Below are 20448 nucleotides of genomic sequence, written 5' to 3'. Positions count from 1 at the left end.
CTCGTACCATTCTCGGGTTGAAAGGCTCCGGGGACAATCCTGCGGAAACAGTTCAGAATTACTTCGGGAAATGTGTTACGGAAGTGACTGGTGTGGCTTACGATAAATACGAAGGACGCCGTGGTAGTTAAGCGGACCTTCAACCACTGTCGATCAAGCCATAAGGACGTACGCCATGAAGCGCCTCACCTCTGCCCTCCTGCTCGCAACCCTCCTCGTCGGCGGCAGTGCTGCAGCAGCCAACGCTGCTCCCGCCAAGGCCACCTCCGGTTCCACTGTCTCCTCGACGGACCGCGTCGGCGCCTGGCCCTACTGAGCCGATCGCTTGATCCTGACGTCTCGCAGGGTCTTCGAGCTTATGGTTTGATCCGCAGTGCCGATACCGCGGGCACCCTCGTCTCTGGGGAGGGAGTGCCCGCGGTATCTCTTTAAGTCCGGGTGCGACCTTTGAGTCCAGATTCGAGTCAACCCCTGGTAGGAGCAAAGCACATCCGGGCACGCTCCGTGGGCAACGCCTCACGTTAGGCTGGGCGCTATGCGAATTGCACGCTTTGTCGTAAACGATGACCCAACGTTCGGAGTCGTGGAGGGAGCCGCCGGGAGCGAGGAAGTCGCCGTGATCCAGGGCGACCCCTTCTACGCCGGCGTCCAGCTTACCGGCGCACGCCATGCCCTGGAGGACGTCCGGCTCCTGGCCCCCGTCATTCCCCGCAGCAAGGTCGTGGGTGTCGGCCGGAACTACGCCGACCACATCCAGGAGATGGGCAGCGAGACTCCGGCCGCACCGCTGATGTTCCTCAAGCCGAACACCTCCGTCGTCGGTCCCGGCGACCCGATCATGCTGCCCTCCTTCTCCGACCAGATCTCCTACGAGGCCGAACTGGCCGTCGTCATCGGGCGCATCTGCAAGGACGTCCCGCTGGAGCGCGTGGACGACGTCGTCTTCGGCTATACCTGCGCCAACGACCTGACCGCACGGGACGTCCAGAAGACCGACGACCAGTGGGCCCGCGCGAAGGGCTTCGACACCTCGTGCCCGATCGGGCCCTGGATCGAGACCGACCTCGATCCCGAGAACCTCAGCATCCGCGGGACGCTCGACGGTGAACTCCGCCAGGACGGCTCCACGAGCGACATGATCTGGGGAGCACGGGAGCTCGTGGCCTACGTGTCGCAGGCCTTCACGCTGCTGCCCGGTGACATCATCCTCACCGGAACACCCGCCGGGGTCGGCATGATCACCGACGGCCAGCGGTTCGACGTCGACATCGAAGGCATCGGACGCCTGTCCAACCTGGCGCGCCGCTGACCGAGCGGGCGCCGTCGGGCCTCGAACCGACGGCGCTCGACGGCGCCCGACGGCGCTTTACGGCGCATCGGCGGCGCACGAGCTGCATTCCTCGGCGTGGCTGCTGCACGAGGGCGGGCCCGGTGGTCGCACTTAGACTGGGACCATCATGACTACTGCCGCAAATATCCCCACCGTCACCGATGCCACACCCGTCCGGGTCCGATTCTGCCCCTCGCCGACGGGCACCCCGCATGTCGGGCTGATCCGCACGGCCCTGTTCAACTGGGCCTACGCACGCCACACCGGGGGGAAGCTCGTCTTCCGCATCGAGGACACCGACGCCGCCCGTGACAGCGAGGAGAGCTACCACCAGCTCCTGGAGGCCATGACCTGGCTGGGTATCGACTGGGACGAGGGCGTCGAGGTCGGAGGGCCACACGCGCCCTACCGCCAGTCGCAGCGCGGCGAGTTGTACCAGGATGTGATCGAACGCCTCGTCCAGGCCGGCCACCTCTACGAGTCCTTTTCCACACCCGAGGAGGTGGAGGAGCGCCACCGGGCAGCAGGACGGGACGTCAAGCTCGGCTACGACAACTACGACCGCACCCTGACCGAGGAGCAGAAGGAAGCCTTCCGGTCCTCCGGGCGGCCGGCAGTCCTGCGCCTGCGGATGCCGGACGAGGACATCACGTTCACGGACCTCGTCCGCGGCGATATCACCTTCCGGGCGGGCAGTGTGCCCGACTTCGCCGTCGTCCGGGCCAACGGGGCGCCGCTCTACACGCTCGTCAACCCGGTCGACGATGCCCTCATGGGGATCACGCACGTCCTCCGCGGAGAGGACCTGCTGTCCTCCACACCCCGCCAGGTCGCGCTGTACCGGGCGCTGATCGACATCGGAGTCGCACGCTACATGCCGCTGTTCGGCCACCTGCCGTACGTCATGGGCCAGGGCAACAAGAAGCTGTCCAAGCGGGATCCCGAGTCCAACCTGTTCCTGCACCGGGAGCGTGGCTTCATCCGCGAGGGACTCCTGAACTACCTGTCGTTGCTCGGCTGGAGCCTGTCGGCCGACGAGGACATCTTCTCGGTCGAGCAGCTCGTCGAGAAGTTCGACGTGCGCGACGTCCTCGCCAACCCGGCGCGCTTCGACCTCAAGAAGGCCGAAGCGATCAACGGCACCCACGTACGGCTGCTCGACCCGGCCGAGTTCCGCTCACGGCTCCTGCCCTACCTCGCCGCCGCCGGCCTCATCGGCGCCGACCCCACGGAGGAGGAGTTGCGGATCGTCGCGGAAGCGGCCCCGCTCATCCAGGAGCGCATCACCCTCCTCGGTGAGGCGCCGGAGATGCTGGGCTTCCTGTTCAAGGCCGACGAGGCCATCGACATCGCCGACGACGCACGCAAGGGCCTCCCCGACAACCTGGGCGAGGTCCTCGACGCCACGCTGGAGGCCCTCGAGGGGGTCGGTTCCTGGGACGCGGAGTCCCTGCAGGCGGCTCTCCGCTCCGCGCTGGTGGACACGCTGGGGCTGAAGCCCCGGCTGGCGTTCGGGCCGGTGCGTACCGCTGTCTCGGGCCGCAGGATCTCACCGCCGCTCTTCGAGTCGATGGTGATCCTCGGACGGGATTCCTCGCTCGCCCGGGTCCGTGCGCTCCGCGTTACGGTGGGCTGAGGCGTGCCGGTACCGATGCCCCCGGCAGGGGCGGAGCAGGCGGCCGCGGGGAGCCCGGGCGTCGACGGTGTGTTGTTCGACATCGACGAAACGCTCGTCGACCTCGAGCAGGCCATGGGGCGGACGCTCCAGTCCATCCCGGATCCTGCGCTCGACCACCTGAGCGACGACGACTGGGTGCGGTACAAGTCCCTGTACACGGGTGACCCGCAGAGGCACTACGACCGCTTCCTCGCCGGCGAGCTCACGTTCGAGGAGCAGCGTGTGCACCGGGTCCGCCATGCACGGGCGGGCTTCACGCGTGAGCCCTTCCTCGGCCACACGGTGGATGCGTGGGTCCGGGCGTACGAGCAGACGCTTCCCCTGCATTTCCGGGCGTACGACGACGTCGTACCGCTGCTCGACGAACTCGACGCGCGGGGCATCCCCTACGGAGCCGTGAGCAACAACGTGCACGACTACCAGCGGGCCAAGCTGGACCGCGCGGGCCTCGATCGCATCGCCGTCCTCGTCGGTATCGACGCGGTCGGCGTCGCGAAGCCCGATCCCGCCATCTACCTGGAGGGCGCACGGCTCATCGGCACAGCTCCCGGACGCACCCTGTACGTGGGGGACAACCGCCTGATCGATGCCGTCGGGGCCCGCTCGGCAGGACTCGTCGGCGTCTGGCTCGATCGCACGGGGATGCGTGGGGAACCCCGTCCGGCATCGGCTCCGGATCCCTGGGGGGACCCGGGGGAACTGTCGGAAGGGGCGGGAGATCCGGTGGGATCCAGCTCCGGCAAGGACACCCCCGAGGTGCCGCGCATCACCGATCTGGCGGCCGTTTTGCAGTTCCTGCCCTCTGTCCGGTAAAGTTATATCTCGGCGCGGAGCGGTTACGCGGTCGAGAACCCAGCAGGATCGGGTCTTCGAAAAGTGCCATTGGGGTATGGTGTAATTGGCAACACACTGGTTTCTGGTACCAACATTCTAGGTTCGAGTCCTGGTACCCCAGCGCACTCCGGTCCTCACGGGCAGGATGGCACAAAGCAGTAAAAAGCAGTAGTAGTATGGAAATGTACTGGCCCCATCGTATAGCGGCCTAGTACGCTGCCCTCTCACGGCGGTAACGCGGGTTCGAATCCCGCTGGGGTCACAGCAGCTCGAAAGGGCGCTCGTCCGCAAGGACATCACGGGAAATCCCGGACATCGTTCGATGTCCGGGATTTTCTGTTTTCCGGAAGATGTCGTGAGGTAAGTCCGGGACGTGCTGGCGTGGAGCCCTGACCGCAGGGGGAGGGGCTGGCATGATGGAGCCATGAGTGCACCGTCGACCGCCAGCGAAGCCCGGGGGCTACCCCCGCTGTTGCGGGACGTGCGGGGTGCGCTCGAGAACCTCGCGTTCCCCCTGGCCCTGGCGAGCTCGGTCGATGCGAGGGAATCGGCGGCAGCCGCCCGTGCGCAACTGAACGACTACATCCTTCCCAGGCTGGCCAGCCTCGACGCGCCACTGATCGCCGTCGTCGGCGGTTCGACGGGTGCCGGAAAGTCCACCCTCGTGAATGGCCTCGTGGGGCGTCCCGTGTCCGGAACGGGCGCCGTCAGGCCCACCACGCGCCAGCCGCTCCTGCTCCATCACCCCGACGACGCAGGCTGGTTCGACGACGCCCGCGTCCTGCCGACGCTCAGCCGGGTCCGGCTTGCGGGCGATGACGGCGCGGAGGACGGAACTCCCGCACACCTCCCGGGCCCCGCAATGACGCTGGACCCGTCCGGGCAGCCGGGGCACACCGCCGGGGCGGACACCCTGCTCCTCCGGCCCACCCGGACACTCCCGGCCGGCCTCGCCCTGCTCGACGCCCCCGACGTCGATTCCATCGCGGACGAGAACCGCAAGCTCGCCGGGCAGTTGCTGGCGGCAGCCGACCTCTGGATCTTCGTGACGACGGCCAACCGCTACGCCGACGCCGTCCCGTGGAAGCTGCTGGCCGAGGCGGGGCGGCGCGACGTCCTGGTGGCGGTCGTCCTCGATCGCGTCCCGCCCGGCGTGGAGGAGGAGATCAGGGGGGACCTCCTGAACCTCCTCTCCGCCGAGAACCTCGGACACGCTCCCATCTTCGTCGTCCCGGAACTTCCCCTCGGCCCGTCGCGCATGCTGCCCCCGGACGCCGTGGTACCGATCAGCCGGTGGCTGCAGGCCCTTGCCGCCGACGCCGAGGGCCGCCGGGACATCGCACGGCGGACCGTGCAGGGCGCCATGCGCGCGCTCGCCGGGCGCATCGATTCGATCGCCGAGGCGGCCACGCAGGAGCAGGCGGTCGGAGATGCATTGCGTGCCTCGGTCGACGGGGCCTACCGCGACGCGCTGACCGACGTCCTCGCCGCCACCGAGGACGGCAGGCTGCTGCGCGGCGAAGTGCTGGCCCGCTGGCAGGACTTCGTCGGCACCGGTGAATTCATGCGGGGGCTCGAGTCGAGGATCGGCTGGGCACGCGACCGGGTCAGCGCTTTCTTCACCGGCAGGCCGGCTCCTGCCGCGACGGTGGCGGACGCCATCGGGAGCGGCCTGCAGACCGTCATCGTCGAGCAGGCGGCACGCGCGGACGAAGCGACCCGGCGGCGCTGGAGGGCGGAGCAGGCCGGCAGGGTGCTGCTCGAGAGCGTGCCCCCCTGGCGTGCCGACGACTTCTCCTCCAGCGTGGCCCGCGAGATCCGGGCCTGGCAGCAGGACCTCCTGCAGCTGGTCCAGGCCGAGGGAGCAGACAAGCGATTCACGGCGCGGATGCTCTCCTTCGGCGTCAACGGCGTCGCCGTGGCTCTGATGGTGGTGGTCTTCGCCTCCACGGGTGGGCTGACCGGTGGTGAGATCGGCATCGCCGGAGCGTCGGCGATCGCGGGCCAGAAACTTCTGGAAGCGGTGTTCGGCGACGATGCCGTGCGGCGCCTGACGGCGATAGCGCGGAAGAACCTGTCGCAGCGGGTGGAGGGCCTGTTCCGGCACGAACGCGAGGACTTCGACCGGTGCCTCGAGCCGCTGGCCCACCAGACGCCGGCGGAGTCGCTGCGCGTCCTGGCCCAGCATCTGCGTACGGCGGTTCCGACCGGACTGCAGCTGGGCGCGGAGGACGAGGCATGAGCCGAGACACCGGAGCGGCGGCGGACGCGCTGCTCGCGACCTCCCTCCTGGACGCCTTGGACCGCCTCCAGGAGGCGTACGACCTCGGGACGGACAGACTGCCGCGCGACGAACTAGAGCGCCTCCACGGCACGCTGGAGCGTGCCGGCGCACGGCGGTCCCTGTCCGCCGACCACACCGTCGTCGGCGTGTTCGGACCCACTGGCAGCGGGAAGTCCTCCCTCGTGAACGCGCTGAGCGGCACGGAAGCCGCGCGGGTGGCCGCGCGGCGTCCGACGACGTCGGAACCCCTCGCCCTGGTCTGGGGACGCCGGGGGAGCGATGAGCTGCTCGACTGGCTCGGAGTCAACCAGCGCGTCCAACTGCCGGAGGGTGCCCCCCTCGTGGCGGGGTCGGCCGCTCTGGCATCGCAGGGAAGTACCGCTGCGCTCCGGTCCACGGTTGCCGCCGTCCTCGTCCTCGACGGGCACGAGGGGCACGAGGAGCGCGAGGGGCATGACCGGCAGGACCGGCTCGACAGGACCGCGGGGCAGGGCGGGCGCGACGTACAGGGCTCCGGCGACCCGTCCGCCGGCCCGGCTCCTGACGCGGCGGGGGGCCTCCGCAGGTTCTTCCGGTGGCGGCGCCGTCCCACGGCGACCGCCATGCCCCAGGTCGTGGCAGCTGTGCGGACGGTCCCGGTGGATGACGCCCCCGGCCTGATCCTCCTCGACCTCCCCGACTTCGATTCGACCACGCTCGCCCATCGCGAGATCGTCCAGCGGCTCGCCGGGCAGGTCGACGTCCTCCTGTGGGTGGTCGATCCGCAGAAGTACGCCGATGCGGCCCTCCACCACGGATTCCTGCGCGGGCTGGCGACCCACGAGGCCGTGACAGTCGTGGCACTCAACCAGGCGGACCGCCTCGGGCCCCAGGACCTCGACGCCGTCACGTCGTCGCTGAAGGGCATCCTGGCCGGCGAGGGACTGTCCGACGTCGTCGTCCTTCCGGTGTCCGCGCGCACCGGCGACGGCGTCGCCGGACTCGCCGCCGCCATCCGGGCCCTCGCCGAGAGCCGCGCAGCAGCCACGCGGAGGATGGCGGCGGACGCCGCGCTCGCCGCGACAGGCCTCCTCCCGTACGCCGGGGAGCAGCCGGTGGCCAGGCCGTCCGGGGAAACGATGACCGCCCTGTCCGACGAACTCGGATCCGCGGCGGGAGTGCCGGTGGTGGTCGACGCCGTGCGCAGCGCCTACCGCCGCGATGCGCACGCCGTGGCCGGCTGGCCGGTCACGCGCTGGCTGGCCGGGCTCCGCCCGGATCCGCTCCGCCGGCTGAACCTCCGGCGGCAGGACATCGCCCCCGACATACGCAGGTCGTCGCTGCCGCAGGGCCAGCCGGCCCAGCAGGCGAAGGTGGACCACGCCCTCCGCGTCTTCGGTGATGCGTCGGCCGCGGGAGCGGTCGAGCCCTGGCACACCTCCATCCGGGACGCCGCGCGTGATACGGCCGCCGACCTCACCGATGCCCTCGACTCGGCCGTCACCGGCACCGACCTCGAAACCGGCCGGCGCGCATGGTGGGGGATCTTCGGTCTCCTGCAGTGGGTCGCGTTCGCCGCGCTCGCGGGAGGACTTGCCTGGCTCGGCGTCCTGGCCGTTCTCGGCTTCCTGCAGCTCCCAGCGATCGACGTCCCGCGGGTGGAGGGGTTCCCGCTTCCCACGCTCCTGATCCTCGGTGGCGTGGTGACCGGCATCCTGCTGGGCGTCCTTGCGGCGCTGCTGGCGCGATGGGGCGCGGCGCGCCGGGCGTCGCGGGTGCGACGGCGGCTCCTGGCCTCCTGTGCGCGCGTCGCCCACGAGGTCGTTCTGCGGCCCGTGGAGGACGAAGTGGAACGCTGCAACCGCTTCCGCACCGCGGTCCTGGCGGCGCTTCAGCGCCCCTGAACCACTGCCGGAAACCACCGGCGAGGTGCTGTCCCGTCGTCAGGAGGTCCGGACCGTCGTGCGGGCGACCGCGTTGTGGCCTGAGCAGATCCAGTCCACGGTTCCCGAGCCGATGCGCTCCGCGAGCACCCCGACGGAACGCGACGCGACCTGCGTGTCGTTGTTCAGCACGGCGTAGAAGTTCCTGACGCGTCCGTCCGCGGAGACCCGGACGGCATCACCCGTGAACAGCACGCCACGCCACTGGTACGCGTAGTGGCCGGGAGTGTGGCCCGGGGTGGGGAGATACTCGAGCCCCGGGAAGATCTCGCCGGAGCCGCTCAGCTCCCGGGCGCCCTCCGGGTAGGGGACGCGCGCCACCCTCTGCAGCACCTTCCGGAAGAGCGTCTTCGGCTTCGTGCGGCCGCGGAGGACAGCGGCGTCCTCGGCTCCGATCCACACCGTTGCACCGAGGACCTCGGAGAGCCGCTGCGCCGCCTGTGCGTGGTCGGCGTCGTAGTGCGTGAGGACGATGTCGGTGACCGGGCCCGTTGTCGCCTCGTTGGCGCGGAGCTCGGCGATGACGCCGTCGAAGCCGGAGGACATGCCCGGGTCGATCACCGCCGTGCGCCCGGCGCCCGAGACGACGAAGCCGTGCGAGCCCTTCTGCTGCTCGAGTTCGTAGCAATCATCGGCGATGAGGCGCATGGCTGTCCTTGTGCTGATCCGGGAAGAGGCTGGTCGAACACTACCAACGCGACAGTGCTGCCGGCAGTGCTGCCGCCAGTGGTGCCGACAGTGCTGCAGTACTGTCGCGGCTCCTGGCTCAGGAGAGGAGGCGTACCACCTTGTCGACCGTGTTGATGTTCCGCGTGGTGGACGTCGCCGCGTAGCGTGCTTTCGCGAGCAGCTTCGCGAGCGGGACCTCGGTCGATTGCCCCTTGGGCGAGAACCACCCGATGGCGCTTCCGCCGGCCAGCACCTCGGGTCGTCCGGTGAGTGCGTCGGCCTCGCCGAGGAAGGCCTCGAGGTCCGCGGGAGCCTTGAACAGGGTGACGTAGGTGTGCAGACTGTCCGCCCCCGCCGGAGGCTGGGGGACCGATGCGGCGATCGCGACGAGTTCGGCGCGGCCGACCACTATGACCCAGGCGAGGTAGCCGAAGCGGCGCCTGAGTGCTGCCTCCACACAGTCCGTCAGCTCCGCAGCATCGAGTGCGGACGAGCACGTGACGTTGCCGCTGGCGAGCACCGTGGCCACGTCGGTGACGGGAAGGGTGGCGAGCTCCTCGCGGAGCTCCGCCATCCGGACCGTGATCCCGCCGACGTTCACTCCACGGAGGAAGATGGCGTACCGGTGGCCGGCATCGGGGCCGTAGGGATCGGCTGGTGAGCCGGCTCCGGGGTGGGCCGGCATCACTCCGCCTTGCCGACGGCGAGGGTCAGCTGGCGAGCGGCGTCGGAGACGACCTCCGCGTGGATCCGCCCCGGTTGGCGGGTGAGGCGTTCCATCGGTCCCGAGATCGAGACGGCGGCGATCACGCGCCCCGAAGGACCGCGTACCGGAGCCGAGACCGAGGCCACCCCCGCCTCCCGCTCGCCGAGGCTCTGGGCCCATCCCCGCCGCCGGACGCCGGCGAGGACCGTGGGCGTGAAGCGAGCGCTCTGCAGTCCCTTCAGCAGGCGGTCGTGGTCCTCCCATGCGAGGAGGCACTGCGCTGCGGACCCCGCCTTCATGGAGAGCTGCGTACCGACCGGGATGGTGTCACGCAGTCCGACCGGACGCTCGGCCGAGGCGACGCAGACGCGCCAGTCGCCCTGGCGGCGGAAGAGCTGGGCGCTCTCGCCGGTGGCGTCGCGCAGACTGAGGAGCACGGGGCCGGCCGCCGCGATGAGACGGTCCTCGCCGGCAGCCGAGGCGAGCTCCACGAGCCTGCTGCCCAGGACGAAGCGCCCCTGGATGTCCCGCCCGACCAGGCGGTGGTGCGCGAGGGCGAGGGCCAGGCGGTGGACGGTGGGCCGCGCGAGGCCCGTCGACGCGACGAGCTGCGCCAGGGTGGTCGGTCCGGCCTCGAGGGCGTCGAGTACGAGGGCGGCCTTGTCGATGACTCCGACGCCGCTAGAATTGTCCATAAGATGATATTGACGTCTCATTATCTGAGACGCAAGCCGCGTGGCTGGCACTCGCAGCACGGCACTGGTTCAGTTGTAGGAGCATCAGTCTCGGCAGCGGCCGCCCCACCGGGTCCCGGCCCGCCGGACAGAAAAGGACGATCGTCATGGGCAAGACACTGGCAGAGAAGGTCTGGGACGCGCACGTGGTCCGCAAGGGCGACGTCGTCGGCGCGGAGGCGCAACCCGATCTCCTCTACATCGACCTGCACCTGATCCACGAGGTCACCTCGCCGCAGGCCTTCGAGGGTCTTCGCCTGGCCAACCGGCCCCTCCGGCGTCCTGACCTCACCATCGCGACCGAGGACCACAACACGCCGACGGTCGACATCGACAAGCCGATCGCCGACCTGACCAGCCGCACGCAGATCGAGACCCTGCGGGCCAACTGCAGGGAGTTCGGCGTCCGCCTGCACTCGCTCGGCGACGCCGAACAGGGCATCGTCCATGTCGTCGGCCCTCAGCTCGGCCTGACGCAGCCGGGACTGACCGTCGTGTGCGGCGACTCCCACACCTCCACGCACGGTGCGTTCGGGGCGCTCGCCATGGGCATCGGCACGTCCGAGGTCGAGCACGTCATGGCGACGCAGACCCTCTCCCTGAAGCCGTTCCGGACCATGGGCATCACGGTCGAGGGGACGCTGAAGCCCGGCGTCACGTCGAAGGACATCATCCTCGCCGTCATTGCCAAGATCGGGACCGGCGGGGGACAGGGATACGTCCTCGAGTACCGCGGGTCGGCCATCCGCTCGCTGTCGATGGAAGCCCGCATGACCATCTGCAACATGTCCATCGAGGCGGGCGCGCGCGCCGGCATGGTCGCGCCCGACGACACCACCTTCGAGTACCTGAAGGGCCGGCCCCACGCGCCCCAGGGCGCGGACTGGGACGCCGCCGTCGCGGACTGGCGCGAGCTGCGCACCGACGATGACGCCGTCTTCGATGCCGAGGTCTTCCTCGACGCGGACGAGCTCGAGCCCTTCGTGACCTGGGGTACAAACCCCGGGCAGGGTGTCTCCCTCTCGCAGGCCGTTCCCTCGCCCGACGACTTCGCGGACGAGAACGACAAGGCAGCGTGCAACCGGGCGCTGGACTACATGGCACTCGAGCCGGGTACGCCCATGAAGGACATCCGGGTGGACACCGTCTTCCTCGGTTCGTGCACCAACAGCCGCATCGAGGACCTGCGCATCGCCGCGGACATCATCCGGGGCAGGGAGAAGGACCCCGCGATCCGGATGATGGTCGTCCCCGGCTCGGCCCGTGTGCGCCTGCAGGCCGAGGCCGAGGGCCTGGACCGCGTGTTCAAGGACTTCGGTGCGGAGTGGCGGTTCGCCGGCTGCTCCATGTGCCTCGGCATGAACCCGGACCAGCTGGCACCCGGGGAGCGCTGCGCCTCGACCTCGAACCGCAACTTCGAGGGACGGCAGGGCAAGGGCGGGCGCACGCACCTCGTGTCGCCGGTGGTCGCTGCCGCGACAGCCGTCCGTGGCACACTCAGCTCGCCGTCGGACCTGGCGCCCCTCCCCATCGGCACCGGCGCCCATGCCGCCGAGCCCACGATCCCAGCAGCCTAGGAGAACGCCATGGAGAAGATCACCACCCACACCGGCATCGGCGTCCCTCTGCGCCAGAGCAACATCGACACGGACCAGATCATCCCGGCCGTCTACCTGAAGCGCATCACGCGGACGGGCTTCGAGGACGCACTCTTCGCCGGGTGGCGGAAGGAGGAGGACTTCATCCTCAACCGCGAGCCCTACTCCCGCGGCTCGGTCCTCGTCGCGGGGCCGGACTTCGGGACCGGATCGTCCCGGGAACACGCCGTCTGGGCCCTGAAGGACTACGGCTTCAAGGCCGTCCTGTCCTCGCGCTTCGCCGACATCTTCCGTGGCAACTCCGGCAAGCAGGGGCTCGTCGCCGCCCAGGTGGCGCAGGACGACATCGAGCTCATCTGGAAGATCCTCGAGAACGAGCCGGGCACCACGGTCACGGTGGACCTGGAGTCGCGGACGGTGCAGTGCGGGTCGGTCAGCGCCCCCTTCCAGATCGACGACTACACGCGCTGGCGCCTGCTCGAGGGACTGGACGACATCGGCCTGACGCTGCGGCAGGAAGAGCACATCACGGCCTTCGAGGCGAGCCGACCGTCCTACAAGCCCACCACGCTGCCCGTCCGCACCTGAGGCGGTGCCCGCCCGTGACGCCGTGAGGACGCCGTGAGGACGCCGTGAGGACGCCGGCAACAGTAATGCATGTCACGGACTCCGCAGGCGCCGGCGAGGAATGGCGGCGCACCTGGACGGGTTGCTAACAGCAAACAGGGGATGCGCGCAGTACCCTTGTATTTCTGTCTGCTCCCCTGTGCTCCTATGCTTGGAACGAGCATTTCGGCGTCCGTGGGGTTTCAACATAGAAGGAAAATAGGTATTCATGGGTAGCGTTCTGACCATTCGCGGCGGACTTCCGTTGGCGGGCAAGGTATCCGTCCGCGGTGCGAAGAACCTGGTTCCGAAGGCAATGGTCGCCGCACTGCTGGGGAACACGCCCTCGGTCCTGCGCAACGTCCCGGAGATCAAGGACGTCGACGTCGTCACGAGCCTGCTGCAGCTGCACGGCGTCACGGTGACCAAGGACCCGGTCACCGGTGACCTCACGATGGACCCGAGCGACGCCAAGATGGCCCGCTTCAAGGACATCGACGCCCACGCCGGTGACTCACGCATCCCGATCCTTCTCTGCGGACCCCTGATGCACAGCATCGGTGAGGCCTTCATCCCCGACCTGGGCGGGTGCAAGATCGGTGACCGTCCGATCGACTACCACCTCGAGGTCCTCCGCAACTTCGGCGCGGTCGTCGACAAGCGGCCCGGCGGCATCTCCATCTCGGCTCCAAAGGGCCTGCACGGAGCGAAGCTCACCCTTCCGTACCCGAGCGTCGGAGCCACCGAGCAGGTGCTCCTCACCGCCATCCGCGCGGAAGGCATCACCGAGCTCTCCGGTGCCGCCGTCGAGCCGGAGATCATGGACCTCATCGCCGTCCTGCAGAAGATGGGCGCCATCATCACGGTGCAGACGGACCGCGTCATCCGCATCGAGGGCGTCAAGACCCTCACCGGCTACAACCACAAGGCGATCTCCGACCGCAACGAGACGGCGTCCTGGGCCTCGGCGGCGCTGGTCACCAAGGGTGACATCTACGTCGAGGGCGCGCGGCAGCTCGACCTCACCGCCTTCCTCAACACCTACCGGAAGATCGGGGGGGCCTTCGACGTCGACGACGAGGGCATCCGCTTCTACCACCCCGGCGGCCTCCTGAAGCCGCTGGTCCTCGAGACCGACGTGCACCCCGGCTTCATGACCGACTGGCAGCAGCCCCTCGTCGTCGCCCTCACGCAGGCTTCGGGCGTATCGATCGTCCACGAGACCGTCTACGAGAACCGTTTCGGCTTCACGGAAGCACTGATCCGCATGGGCGCCAACATCCAGGTGCACCGCGAGTGCCTCGGCAGCGTGCCCTGCCGCTTCGGGCAGCGCAACTTCCTGCACTCGGCCGTCATCTCCGGCCCGACGCAGCTGCGCGGCGCGGACATCGACATCCCCGACCTGCGCGGCGGCTTCAGCCACCTGATCGCGGCACTCGCGGCGGACGGCGTCTCGCGCGTCACTGGGATCGAGCTGATCAACCGCGGTTACGAGCGCTTCCAGGACAAGCTCGAGGGCCTGGGCGCCGACTTCGACATCACGGAGGACGCCCCGGCTGTCGCCGTGGCACTCTCCTAGGCGGTCCGGCACATGGGGGAGTCACGGGGCTCACGCGCCATGTTCACGTTCCTCGCCTCCTGGGTGAGGCCGGTCATGAACGCCCTGATGGACAAGGAATGGCACGGGCAGGAGAAGCTGCCCGTCGGGACGGGCATGATCATCTGTCCCAATCACGTCACCGAGATCGATCCGGTCGTGGTGGCGCACTTCCTGTACAACCAGGGCGTCATGCCGCACTTCCTCGCGAAGGCGTCGCTGTTCAAGGTGCCGGTGATCGGATCGATCCTGCGCACCATCAAGCAGGTACCCGTCGAGCGCAGCTCGGCCGGAGCGAACCGGTCGCTCGAAGCCGCCCGTGAAGCCCTCGCCGACGGCGGCGGCATCATCATCTACCCCGAGGGCACCCTCACCCGCGACCCGGACCTGTGGCCCATGAAGGGCCGCACGGGCGCCGCCCGCCTCGCACTGCAGACCGGCGCGCCGGTGGTTCCGATCGCCCACTGGGGTGCGCACGAGGTCTTCCCGCCCTATGCCAAGCGTTTCTACCTCTTACCGCGCAAGCGGTCCCGCGTGCTCGTCGGGGACCCCGTGGACCTCAGCGAGTTCAGGGGCGCGCCCCTGACGAGGACCACGCTCGACCGTGCCACCGACCGCATCCTCGACGCCGTCACCGAGCTGCTGGCGGAGCTGAGGGGCGAGGAAGCGCCCGCCGAGCGGTGGGACCCTGCGGAGAAGCAGCAGAAGCGGACTGGCCGCGGGTCGGAGATCCAGGACGGCGGCGGGAATCCCGGTGAACCCCTGACCGGAGGAGGAGCGTGACCGCGGTCCAGGGGCGACGCGCGGCGCAGCCCGCGAAGATCGCCGTCCTCGGGTCCGGCAGTTGGGGCACCACGTTCGCGAAGGTGCTCGCCGATGCCTCTGCCGATACAGGGGTCATGCTCTGGTCGCGACGCCCCGAGGTGGCGGCCGAGATCACGGTGGACCACAGGAACTCCCCGTACCTCGGCGATACGCGGCTCCCGGGCAACGTGACCGCTTCCCCCGACGTCCGGGAGGTCCTGGCCGGAAGCGACCTGGTGGTCCTCGCCGTTCCGGCCCAGACGCTGCGCGCCCAGCTCCCGGCCTGGCGGCCCTTCCTGCCGTCCGACGCCGTCGTCGTCTCCCTCATGAAGGGACTCGAGGTCGGCACCGACGCCCGCATGAGCGAGGTGATCGCGGAGGAGCTCGCGCTGCCGGCCGACCGCATCGCCGTCGTCTCGGGGCCCAACCTGGCGATGGAGATCGCCCGCGAGGAGCCCACGGCGTCCGTCGTCGCGTGTCCCGATCACGGAACGGCGGCATGGATCGCGGCGGCGTGCACGTCCGCCTACTTCCGCCCCTACACCTCCACCGATGTGATCGGCGTGGAGATCGGCGGCATCGTGAAGAACGTGATCGCCCTCGCGGTCGGCATCTGCGAGGGACGCCGCATGGGGGACAACACGAAGGCGTCGGTCATCACCCGCGGGCTGGCCGAGACGACCCGCCTCGCCGTGGCGCTGGGCGGAAAGCCCGAGACCATGGCGGGACTGGCCGGCATGGGCGACCTGATCGCCACGTGCTCCTCCGCGCTCTCGCGCAACCACACGGCGGGCCACCTGCTGGGGCAGGGCCTGACCCTCGACCAGGTGACGGTGAGGATGAACCAGACGGCCGAGGGCATCAAGTCCGCCCAGGCCGTCCTCGACTCCGCCATGAAGCTCGGTGTCGACATGCCCATCACCGAAAGCGTCGTGGCCGTCCTCCAGGGACGCCTGTCCGTCAATGACCTGGGCCCGCGGCTGCTGGCCCGCAACCTCAAGCCGGAAGGCGATTCCGCACCGTGACCACCGATTCTCCTGTCCGCTCCCGCAAGCCCCGCGTCCTCGTCCTGTTCGGCGGCCGGTCCAGTGAGCACGCCGTGAGCTGCGTGACTGCGGCGGGAGTCCTCGAGGCGATCGACCGGACCCGGTACGAGGTCGTCCCGGTGGGCATCACCAAGTCCGGCCAGTGGTCCCTCGTCTCGGCCGACCCGTCCTCGTGGTCCCTGCGCGCCGACGTGCTGCCCGAGGTCACGGCGACCGAGCAGGCCGTGGTGATGGGCACCGCCGCCGACGGCAGCGAGGGGCAGGAACTGCTCGTCGCCGCGCCCGGGTCCGTCCCCGAGAGCCTGGGCGGCGTCGACGTCGTGCTGCCGCTGCTGCACGGACCGTTCGGCGAGGACGGCACGCTGCAGGGCATGCTCGAGCTGGCCGACATGCGGTACGTCGGGGCCGGGGTCCTGGCGTCCGCGGTAGGGATGGACAAGCACTACATGAAGGTGGTCTTCGCTGCGGCGGGCCTCGAGGTGGGCCCGTACGTGGTGGTGACGGACCGCCAGTGGCGGACCGACGCCGAGGAGAGCATCCGGCGCGCCGCAGCGCTCGGCTTCCCGCTGTTCGTCAAGCCGGCCCGGGCCGGGTCCTCCATGGGCATCAGCCGGGTCGAGGATGCGGACGGCATCCGGGCCGCGGTCGACGCCGCGCGCGTGTTCGATCCCAAGGTGGTCATCGAGGCCGGGATCCTGGGACGCGAGATCGAGGTGGCGGTCCTGCAGGGCCGGGGCCTCGACGGCCCGCGCACGTCGCTGCCCGGTGAGATCGCCATCCAGCCCGGGGAGCACGCCTGGTACGACTTCGAGGCGAAGTACGTCGACGGTGCCGCGGCCGAGCTGTCCTGCCCGGCGGACCTCCCGCAGGACGTGATCGACCGCGTCCGCAGGCTCGCGGGCGAGGCCTTCGACGCGATCGGCGGCGAGGGACTGTCCCGCGTCGACTTCTTCTACACACCCGACGGCCACCTGGTCATCAACGAGATCAACACCATGCCCGGCTTCACGCCGATCAGCATGTACCCGCAGATGTGGGCGAAGTCCGGCCTCGGCTACACCGAGCTCATCGACGAACTGATCGGGCTGGCGCTCGACCGCGGTACCGGACTGCGCTGACCCGGAGGTCCCTGCCGGGCTGACCCGGAGGTCCCTGCCGGGCCCGATCGGGACCCGGCAAGAACCTGAATCGGGACCGCCCCTCGTCATCCGGCGGCAGTGACGGCGCCGACCCTGCGCGGAGTGTGCACCGGCTTGTCGGGGACGTGGGCGGGGCGTCGCCTGGCGAATTCTGCCCGTAGTTCGGGCAGCACCAGTTCGCCGAAGAGATCGAGCTGGTTCAGCACCGTCTTCAGGGGCAGGCCGGCGTGATCGATGAGGAACAGCTGGCGCTGGTAGTCGCCGAAATACTCCTGGAAGGACAGGGTCTTCTCGATGACCTCCTGGGGGCTGCCGACCGTCAGCGGCGTCTGGGCCATGAAACTCTCCATCGTCGGCCCGTGGCCGTAGACAGGGGCGTTGTCGAAGAACGGACGGAACTCCTTCACCGCATCCTGTGACTTCCGCGCCATGTAGAACTGTCCGCCCAGTCCCACGATCGCCTGGTCGGCGGTGCCGTGGCCGTAGTGGGCGTAGCGTTCCCGGTAGAGGCCGATGAGCTGCTGGTAGTGCTCCTTCGGCCAGAAGATGTTGTTGGCGAAGAACCCGTCGCCGAAGTAGGCGGCGATCTCCGCGACCTCCGGCGTGCGGATGGAACCGTGCCAGACGAACGGTGCGACGCCGTCGAGCGGTCGCGGAGTGGAGGTGAAGTTGCGCAGTGGCGTTCGGTACTTGCCTTCCCAGTTCACGACGTCGTTGTCCCACAGCTGGCGCAGCAGGTTGTAGTTCTCGACGGTCAGTTCGACGCTGTCCTGCTGGTTCTTGCCGAACCAGGGGTAGACGGGCGCGGTGTTGCCGCGCCCGAGGATCAGGTCCACGCGACCGTCGGCGAGGTGCTGCAGCGTGGCGAAGTCCTCCGCGATCTTCACCGGGTCGTTGGTGGTGATCAGGGTGGTGCTGGTGGACAGCGTGATGCGCTCGGTCTGGGCGGCGATGTAGCCCAGGAGGGTGGTCGGGGAGCTGGCGTAGAAGGGCGGGTTGTGGTGCTCGCCGGTCGCGTAGACGTCCATGCCGATCTCCTCGACCTTCCTGGCGATGGCGACGGCGGCCTTGATGCGCTCATGCTCGGTGGGTGTCTCACCGGTGAGGGGGTTCCGGGTGACGTCACTGACTGTGAAAACGCCGATTTCCATGATTCTGCTCCAAGAGGTTGAAGAGGTTGAAGAGGTTGAAGAGGTTGAAGAGGTTGAAGAGGTTGAAGGGGGTGAAAGGCGGGTGGCCGGGGGTTCAGGACGTCGGCGCCTGGATCCTTGCCAGGAGGTCCTCGAACGGCGCGGACGGTTCGATCCGGGAGGAAGGGCGTGCCGGGGACCGCCCGACGAGCGTTCCGGCCAGCTCCCGTGCGGCACGGCGTGACCTCTGTTCCAGCGCGGGTTCACCGTCGGCGCCGGCTCCCCAGTCCTGGGGTGCAGCATAGACGGCGGTGGGAGCTACCCGTGCCCGCAGGTAGCTGAAGAGGGGCCGCATGGCGTGGTCGAGGACCAGGGCGTGGCGCGCGCTGCCGCCTGTCGCCCCCAGGAGAACGGGCATGCCCTCGAGCGCGGTGTTGTCGATGACATCGAAGAAGGATTTGAACAGCCCGCTGTAGGACCCTGTGAACACAGGACTGACGACGATGAGCGCGTCCGCGTCCGTGACGTTCCCGATGGCAGCGGCCAGGGCAGGGGGCGCGAACCCGCTCACCAGGTGGTGTGCGATGTCGACCGCATGGTCGCGGAGCTCGAGGACCTGGATCGAGGCGTCATGGCCGGACAGGGACAACTCGGCCTTGACGGCCTCCGACAGCACATCGGCCAGCATTCGACTGGACGACGGGACGCCGAGTCCCGCTGTGACAACTGCGACTTTCGTCATGACGCCTCCAGTGGTAGATGCATATGCATCGACTTCTTCAACGCGTCGAGGTGCCGAGTCATTCCCGGACCGCCGACGGCGGAGTCCGGGGCGTCGTGGTCGAAGGCCGGGGCGGTTCCGGTTCGTGGCGGGCAGGGCGTACTAGGCCAGGACGAGGACGCCGATCAGCGAGGCTCCCGCCAGCAGCAGTGTCGAGGCGGCGCCGACCGCGGCGAACCGTCCCCCCGTGCGCAGGAGGCGCCGGACGTCGATCCCCGCGCCCAGCCCGAACATCCCGGCAGCGAGCAGGACGGTGGCCACAGTGCGGCCGGCCTCCAGGACCGGCGGAGGCAGGATGCCGAGCGACCGCAGGACGACCATGGCCAGGAAGCCCAGGACGAAAAGTGGCACCAGGGGTGCGGTTGCCCGCCCGTTCCCGTCCGCAGCGGTCGTCGTGCCGTGCCGACCCGAGCGTCGGCGTTCCCCGAGACCCGCTGCCGCCGCGACCGGCGCCAGCATCAGCACCCGTCCCAGCTTGACGACGGTCGCCGACGCCAGCGCCGTCGCCCCGGCCGTGCTGGCGACGGCCACCACCTGCGCCACCTCATGGACGGCGAGGCCCGACCACACGCCGAACTCCGTCGCGTCGAGGGCGAGGAGTGTGTTCAGCAGGGGCAGGGCGATGATCATGAGGGATCCGTACAGCGTGACCATGGCGACGGCGGAGGCCACCTCGTCGTCGTCCGCGTCCGCGATGCCCTGCATCCCGGCCACCGCGGACGCGCCGCAGATCGAGAAGCCCGCTGCCATCAGGAGCGCCCCGGCCCGGCTCAGCCCGAGGCGCTCACCGAGCCAGAGCGTGGCGTAGAAGCTTCCGGCGACACACGCGACGATGAGCAGGAGGACCTGCGGGCCCAGGGCGAGGATGTCCGGCAGGGCGAGCTGGAGCCCGAGCAGGACGACGCCGGCGCGCAGCAGGCGCTTTGTTCCGCCGCCGATGCCCGTGCGGAGGGTCTCCGTGTAGAAGCCGGAATTGCCCAGCAGGATCCCTAGGATCAGGGCGATCACGAGGGCCCCGAAGACTGTCTGGAGGCCGGCCAGAACCACGGCACCGGCAACGCCGGCCGCCAGCACCAGAAGACCCGGGATCCACGCCCGGAGCCGGGGATCCCGGGTCTTCGGAGTGGTGCTGCGGCTGTTCATCGGCGTCTGTCCTTCCGGCCGCCACTAAAGCAGCACGTGGTGGTGTCGGGGCGGCGTCCGGTTCTCCGCGGGCCATTCTACGACCGGCACCGTCGGGAGTGGGTGCTTGCCGACCCGCCCACAGTACTTCCATCCTGCGACAGGACGCGGGCTACCAAGAAAAGGAACGGCGCGAGTCTCGTACACGTGCAGGCCGAGAGGCCTGCGTAATCCTTCAGGGTCAAGACGCGTAGGGCCTACTCGCGTAGTCCAATCCGCCCGTTCATAAGCTGGGACCTCTGATCGATGAAGAACTTGGCGAATTCTGAAAGAGCGGGTTCCAGGACATGCGTGCTTCAAAATCACCTTCCCAGAAGGGCAAGTGCAATGACCTCCATCCAGCGCGGTAAGCCAGGCAAAAAGTTCTCCCGGAGACGACGGGCCGCGGGTGCTGCCGCCCTCGTAGCG

At 69.2% G+C, this 20448-nt stretch carries 18 protein-coding genes and 2 tRNA genes; 14 read left to right on the top strand and 6 right to left on the bottom strand.

The genetic code is table 11. The annotated features are described in order from the left end of the window. Positions 1-175 precede the first annotated feature (175 nt). From ACX80H_RS03050 to ACX80H_RS03015, 8 genes are all read left to right on the top strand, one after another. The gene (locus ACX80H_RS03050; RefSeq protein ID WP_459310925.1) at positions 176-316 is read left to right on the top strand and encodes a hypothetical protein; all 141 of its coding nucleotides are present in this window, start codon (positions 176-178) and stop codon (positions 314-316) included. A gap of 219 nt (positions 317-535) precedes the next feature. Next, positions 536-1309, top strand: coding sequence for a fumarylacetoacetate hydrolase family protein (locus tag ACX80H_RS03045; protein ID WP_459310924.1), 774 nt, complete (start codon positions 536-538; stop codon positions 1307-1309). A 148-nt stretch (positions 1310-1457) separates the two neighbouring features. Next, positions 1458-2966: a glutamate--tRNA ligase gene (gene gltX / locus ACX80H_RS03040; protein ID WP_459310922.1), complete on the top strand. Its 1509-nt coding sequence runs from the start codon at positions 1458-1460 to the stop codon at positions 2964-2966. Between the two features lie 3 nt (positions 2967-2969). After that, complete coding sequence (locus ACX80H_RS03035; protein WP_459310920.1) at positions 2970-3821, top strand: HAD family hydrolase; 852 nt, start codon at positions 2970-2972, stop codon at positions 3819-3821. Positions 3822-3891: 70 nt separating this feature from the next. Continuing rightward, positions 3892-3963: transfer RNA gene (locus ACX80H_RS03030), tRNA-Gln, on the top strand. Positions 3964-4031: 68 nt separating this feature from the next. Next, positions 4032-4104 (top strand) — tRNA-Glu (locus ACX80H_RS03025). A 162-nt stretch (positions 4105-4266) separates the two neighbouring features. Further along, positions 4267-6084 (top strand): dynamin family protein, encoded by a 1818-nt coding sequence (locus ACX80H_RS03020; protein ID WP_459310919.1) that lies wholly within the window; start codon positions 4267-4269, stop codon positions 6082-6084. Continuing rightward, a complete protein-coding gene (locus ACX80H_RS03015; RefSeq protein ID WP_459310918.1) occupies positions 6081-8009 on the top strand; it encodes a GTPase in 1929 nt (642 codons plus the stop codon). The genes ACX80H_RS03020 and ACX80H_RS03015 overlap by 4 nt, the downstream gene beginning before the upstream one ends. 39 nt (positions 8010-8048) lie before the next feature. Here ACX80H_RS03015 and ACX80H_RS03010 read toward each other — a convergent pair whose 3' ends face one another. From ACX80H_RS03010 to ACX80H_RS03000, 3 genes are all read right to left on the bottom strand, one after another. Next, positions 8049-8696 carry an MBL fold metallo-hydrolase gene (locus ACX80H_RS03010; RefSeq protein WP_459310917.1) on the bottom strand — a complete coding sequence of 216 codons (648 nt, stop codon included), beginning with the start codon at positions 8694-8696 and terminating at the stop codon, positions 8049-8051. A gap of 118 nt (positions 8697-8814) precedes the next feature. Further along, positions 8815-9402, bottom strand: a complete 588-nt coding sequence (locus tag ACX80H_RS03005; RefSeq protein ID WP_459310916.1) for a DUF1697 domain-containing protein — start codon at positions 9400-9402, stop codon at positions 8815-8817. After that, the gene (locus ACX80H_RS03000) at positions 9402-10118 is read right to left on the bottom strand and encodes an IclR family transcriptional regulator (RefSeq protein WP_459310915.1); all 717 of its coding nucleotides are present in this window, start codon (positions 10116-10118) and stop codon (positions 9402-9404) included. The genes ACX80H_RS03005 and ACX80H_RS03000 overlap by 1 nt, the downstream gene beginning before the upstream one ends. Before the next feature lie 146 nt (positions 10119-10264). Between ACX80H_RS03000 and leuC the strand changes: the two genes are divergently transcribed. The 6 genes from leuC to ACX80H_RS02970 all read left to right on the top strand — a co-directional run bounded on the left by leuC (position 10265) and on the right by ACX80H_RS02970 (position 16926). Next, on the top strand, positions 10265-11734 hold the full coding sequence (leuC, locus tag ACX80H_RS02995) for a 3-isopropylmalate dehydratase large subunit (RefSeq protein WP_459310914.1): 1470 nt from the start codon (positions 10265-10267) through the stop codon (positions 11732-11734). A gap of 9 nt (positions 11735-11743) precedes the next feature. Further along, positions 11744-12343, top strand: coding sequence for a 3-isopropylmalate dehydratase small subunit (gene leuD / locus ACX80H_RS02990; RefSeq protein ID WP_459310913.1), 600 nt, complete (start codon positions 11744-11746; stop codon positions 12341-12343). A 247-nt stretch (positions 12344-12590) separates the two neighbouring features. Next, positions 12591-13940 carry a UDP-N-acetylglucosamine 1-carboxyvinyltransferase gene (gene murA / locus ACX80H_RS02985; protein ID WP_459310912.1) on the top strand — a complete coding sequence of 450 codons (1350 nt, stop codon included), beginning with the start codon at positions 12591-12593 and terminating at the stop codon, positions 13938-13940. 12 nt (positions 13941-13952) lie between these two features. Then, on the top strand, positions 13953-14741 hold the full coding sequence (locus tag ACX80H_RS02980; protein WP_459310911.1) for a lysophospholipid acyltransferase family protein: 789 nt from the start codon (positions 13953-13955) through the stop codon (positions 14739-14741). Next, on the top strand, positions 14738-15787 hold the full coding sequence (locus ACX80H_RS02975; RefSeq protein ID WP_459310910.1) for an NAD(P)H-dependent glycerol-3-phosphate dehydrogenase: 1050 nt from the start codon (positions 14738-14740) through the stop codon (positions 15785-15787). The genes ACX80H_RS02980 and ACX80H_RS02975 overlap by 4 nt, the downstream gene beginning before the upstream one ends. Continuing rightward, a complete protein-coding gene (locus ACX80H_RS02970; protein ID WP_459310909.1) occupies positions 15784-16926 on the top strand; it encodes a D-alanine--D-alanine ligase family protein in 1143 nt (380 codons plus the stop codon). The genes ACX80H_RS02975 and ACX80H_RS02970 overlap by 4 nt, the downstream gene beginning before the upstream one ends. Positions 16927-17012: 86 nt before the next feature. Here ACX80H_RS02970 and ACX80H_RS02965 read toward each other — a convergent pair whose 3' ends face one another. From ACX80H_RS02965 to ACX80H_RS02955, 3 genes are all read right to left on the bottom strand, one after another. Then, positions 17013-18098, bottom strand: a complete 1086-nt coding sequence (locus ACX80H_RS02965) for a CE1758 family FMN-dependent luciferase-like monooxygenase (RefSeq protein ID WP_459310908.1) — start codon at positions 18096-18098, stop codon at positions 17013-17015. A 94-nt stretch (positions 18099-18192) separates the two neighbouring features. After that, positions 18193-18819, bottom strand: a complete 627-nt coding sequence (locus tag ACX80H_RS02960; protein WP_459310907.1) for an FMN reductase — start codon at positions 18817-18819, stop codon at positions 18193-18195. Between the two features lie 141 nt (positions 18820-18960). Next, the gene (locus tag ACX80H_RS02955) at positions 18961-20001 is read right to left on the bottom strand and encodes a YeiH family protein (protein ID WP_459310906.1); all 1041 of its coding nucleotides are present in this window, start codon (positions 19999-20001) and stop codon (positions 18961-18963) included. Positions 20002-20448 lie beyond the last annotated feature (447 nt).

This window comes from Arthrobacter pasteuri, from assembly GCF_054510955.1.
The sequence above is the reverse complement of the archived record's forward strand: the minus strand, read 5'-3'. Positions and strand labels throughout refer to the sequence as shown.

Excerpts from the sequence above, each read along its gene's own strand:
- ACX80H_RS03005 (WP_459310916.1), bottom strand. The coding sequence starts at position 9,402 with ATGCCGGCCCACCCCGGAGCCGGCTCACCAGCCGATCCCTACGGCCCC.
- ACX80H_RS03020 (WP_459310919.1), top strand. The coding sequence starts at position 4,267 with ATGAGTGCACCGTCGACCGCCAGCGAAGCCCGGGGGCTACCCCCGCTG.
- ACX80H_RS03010 (WP_459310917.1), bottom strand. The coding sequence starts at position 8,696 with ATGCGCCTCATCGCCGATGATTGCTACGAACTCGAGCAGCAGAAGGGC.
- ACX80H_RS03045 (WP_459310924.1), top strand. The coding sequence starts at position 536 with ATGCGAATTGCACGCTTTGTCGTAAACGATGACCCAACGTTCGGAGTC.
- leuD (WP_459310913.1), top strand. The coding sequence starts at position 11,744 with ATGGAGAAGATCACCACCCACACCGGCATCGGCGTCCCTCTGCGCCAG.
- ACX80H_RS03050 (WP_459310925.1), top strand. The coding sequence starts at position 176 with ATGAAGCGCCTCACCTCTGCCCTCCTGCTCGCAACCCTCCTCGTCGGC.
- leuC (WP_459310914.1), top strand. The coding sequence starts at position 10,265 with ATGGGCAAGACACTGGCAGAGAAGGTCTGGGACGCGCACGTGGTCCGC.
- ACX80H_RS03015 (WP_459310918.1), top strand. The coding sequence starts at position 6,081 with ATGAGCCGAGACACCGGAGCGGCGGCGGACGCGCTGCTCGCGACCTCC.
- ACX80H_RS02980 (WP_459310911.1), top strand. The coding sequence starts at position 13,953 with ATGGGGGAGTCACGGGGCTCACGCGCCATGTTCACGTTCCTCGCCTCC.
- ACX80H_RS02960 (WP_459310907.1), bottom strand. The coding sequence starts at position 18,819 with ATGACGAAAGTCGCAGTTGTCACAGCGGGACTCGGCGTCCCGTCGTCC.
- ACX80H_RS02965 (WP_459310908.1), bottom strand. The coding sequence starts at position 18,098 with ATGGAAATCGGCGTTTTCACAGTCAGTGACGTCACCCGGAACCCCCTC.
- ACX80H_RS02955 (WP_459310906.1), bottom strand. The coding sequence starts at position 20,001 with ATGAACAGCCGCAGCACCACTCCGAAGACCCGGGATCCCCGGCTCCGG.
- gltX (WP_459310922.1), top strand. The coding sequence starts at position 1,458 with ATGACTACTGCCGCAAATATCCCCACCGTCACCGATGCCACACCCGTC.
- ACX80H_RS03000 (WP_459310915.1), bottom strand. The coding sequence starts at position 10,118 with ATGGACAATTCTAGCGGCGTCGGAGTCATCGACAAGGCCGCCCTCGTA.
- murA (WP_459310912.1), top strand. The coding sequence starts at position 12,591 with ATGGGTAGCGTTCTGACCATTCGCGGCGGACTTCCGTTGGCGGGCAAG.